Annotated in this window: 2 protein-coding genes and 1 pseudogene; all 3 read right to left on the bottom strand. The window is 52.9% G+C overall.

Annotated elements, in window-relative coordinates:
- Positions 1-148: 148 nt before the first annotated feature.
- A complete protein-coding gene (mobV, locus tag O3603_RS11965; protein WP_371523044.1) occupies positions 149-928 on the bottom strand; it encodes a MobV family relaxase in 780 nt (259 codons plus the stop codon).
- Positions 929-1,148: 220 nt separating this feature from the next.
- Positions 1,149-1,565 (bottom strand): hypothetical protein, encoded by a 417-nt coding sequence (locus tag O3603_RS11960; RefSeq protein WP_004363970.1) that lies wholly within the window; start codon positions 1,563-1,565, stop codon positions 1,149-1,151.
- 11 nt (positions 1,566-1,576) lie between these two features.
- Positions 1,577-2,050: pseudogene (locus O3603_RS11955) on the bottom strand (helicase); the annotation flags it as partial.

Genomic DNA, 2,050 nt, shown 5'->3' with positions numbered 1-2,050 from the left:
GTGCGCATCTGTCCGATGCTCTCTTTCAGTTCCGCCACCTCACCATGCAACTGCCTGTTCTCGCTTTCAAGCCTGCTCACTTTATTACCGCCCAACAGGGAGTTGATGCCGTTGAGTGCTGCTGTGGCGGTCTTGGTAGCTGAGTTTTTCAGTTCCACCGTTTTTTCTCCGCCTTGATGCGTGCGAGTTCCATTTTGGCTTGCTCCGCCTCCTCGATGATGCACCGTGCTTCCGCCTCCCTTGCCAGCAGGTTGGCGATGTTCTCCTGTATGTCCTCGCCCTGCGTGATGAGATTGCGGTAATACTCATGCGTGGAGAGGTGCTTGGCTGTCGAGCCCCTGACACCCCTTTTCAGCTCGTACTTCGCCATGTGTTCGGCGTAGGTGTCCTGATACCTGATGAGGTTGGCACGGCTCATCACCTCGTCTGCGCAGAGGCGTGGGGCTGTCGCTTTCGTCCTGTACCTGCGCTTTGCCTTCTCTTCCTTTTTCTGCTTCCTGCGCTCACCCTGCACTATCGGCACTACGGTGGCATGGATGTGCGGTGTTTCCTCGTCCATGTGCAGGACTGCCGACACGAGGTTGTCCGCTCCGTAGGTCTCTCTCAGCCACGCCACGCTGTCATCGCACCACTCTCCGAGCCTCCTTTCGTTTTCCATTCGTTCCATATCCTCGTGCGTTCCGCTCAGCACGATGCGGATTGCCTGTACTTGGTTCTTCCCTATCTTGCGTTTCAGCCCTGCCGTGTCAAGGCGGTGGCGTATGGCAGCCGTGCGGTTGCACACACCGTCGGGAAACCTGATTAACTCACGGTTGAGGTGCGTTCTCGTAGGGTCTATGTTCTTCGGCACGATGGTGCGCTCGATGTGAGCCGACATTCCGCTGTCGGCTCCCTTTGCCTTTTCCAAATGCAATACGCAATATCCCATATCCTTTTGTCTTTTTTAGATGTTGTCATTATCTTGTTTTCGTTGCCTTGATGTCCTTAGATACGGTCGGTGGACAATCGTTGAAAGGAGGAAAGACTTCCTTTCGGCTTGCTCGTTTCTTTATGCCGACAGGCTCGGCAGGGGTGTCCAGAGGGGTGCAACCCCGTTGGCTTATTGGGAGATTTTCAGCGGACACGGAGTGAAGCGTGAGGAAAATCCCCTAATAAGCTACGGTATTTTCTCTTTTGAAAATATCCGTACCGTGCTTACCACGTGGGCATTTGCCCCTGCCACTTCTTTCCCTTATAACCTGAAGTCCCCACGGTTTCTCCATCGGTGCTGCCGATTGGACTTGTTTCTCCGAAGGCATACTTGGACTGCACCCGAATATCTGAATACCCTGCATGCTTGGAAATACAGAATGCACGGCTTGCCGTGACTGCCTTTTTCTGTTGCTTATATCAGCGTGTCTTGCCTGTTCCGTTTCAGCCTGTAATGCCACTGCCGTTTCCCACCGAAGTCGGAGTGATGAAAATTCTGATGAATTGATGAATGTCGTTCCAATAATCTGGAAATCAACATAATATGCTTTCATCATGCCCTCATCAAGCCGCTTGTCAAAGTGGAGTTTCATCATTTCCGATTCCTCTATCCCTGCATTTCCTCCAACTGCTTCCTGCCGATGGTGTAAAAACGCCCCGTGCGCCTAATCTCCGTATATGGGCGCATGTTGTCATAGCTCGGCTGGCAGGTCGTATAGGTGAGCGTGTTTTCGGCAGGAGTGAGTTTCCATATATCCTGCACGATACGCCTTACCTGCGTCCTGTCCGTCCTGCAGCCTGCGCAGTTCAGCAGAAGGAGCATGTCGTTGATGCAGAAAGAGAAAGCGGACGCTTTCATGCAGTCCATGACTTCAAGGCAGGTTTCCGCCATCTCCACCTCCGTCCTGTTACGGTTGCTCCGTATAATCCTGCTCAGGGCTTGCGTGTGGATGAGTTCGGGACTGAACCACATGCGGCTCTCTTTCTTCGTGGAGAGCGTGCGGTGCTGGAGAAAATAGAGGAAGGCGGGTATTTCCTCCTTTACCCTTTGCAGGAAGTCCGTGTCGTCCTTTTCTATCCT

The sequence above is a fragment of the Prevotella sp. 20925_1_30 genome (assembly GCF_041433025.1).
In the GTDB taxonomy this organism is placed as follows: Bacteria; Bacteroidota; Bacteroidia; order Bacteroidales; family Bacteroidaceae; genus Prevotella; species Prevotella vespertina.
The sequence above is the reverse complement of the archived record's forward strand: the minus strand, read 5'-3'. Positions and strand labels throughout refer to the sequence as shown.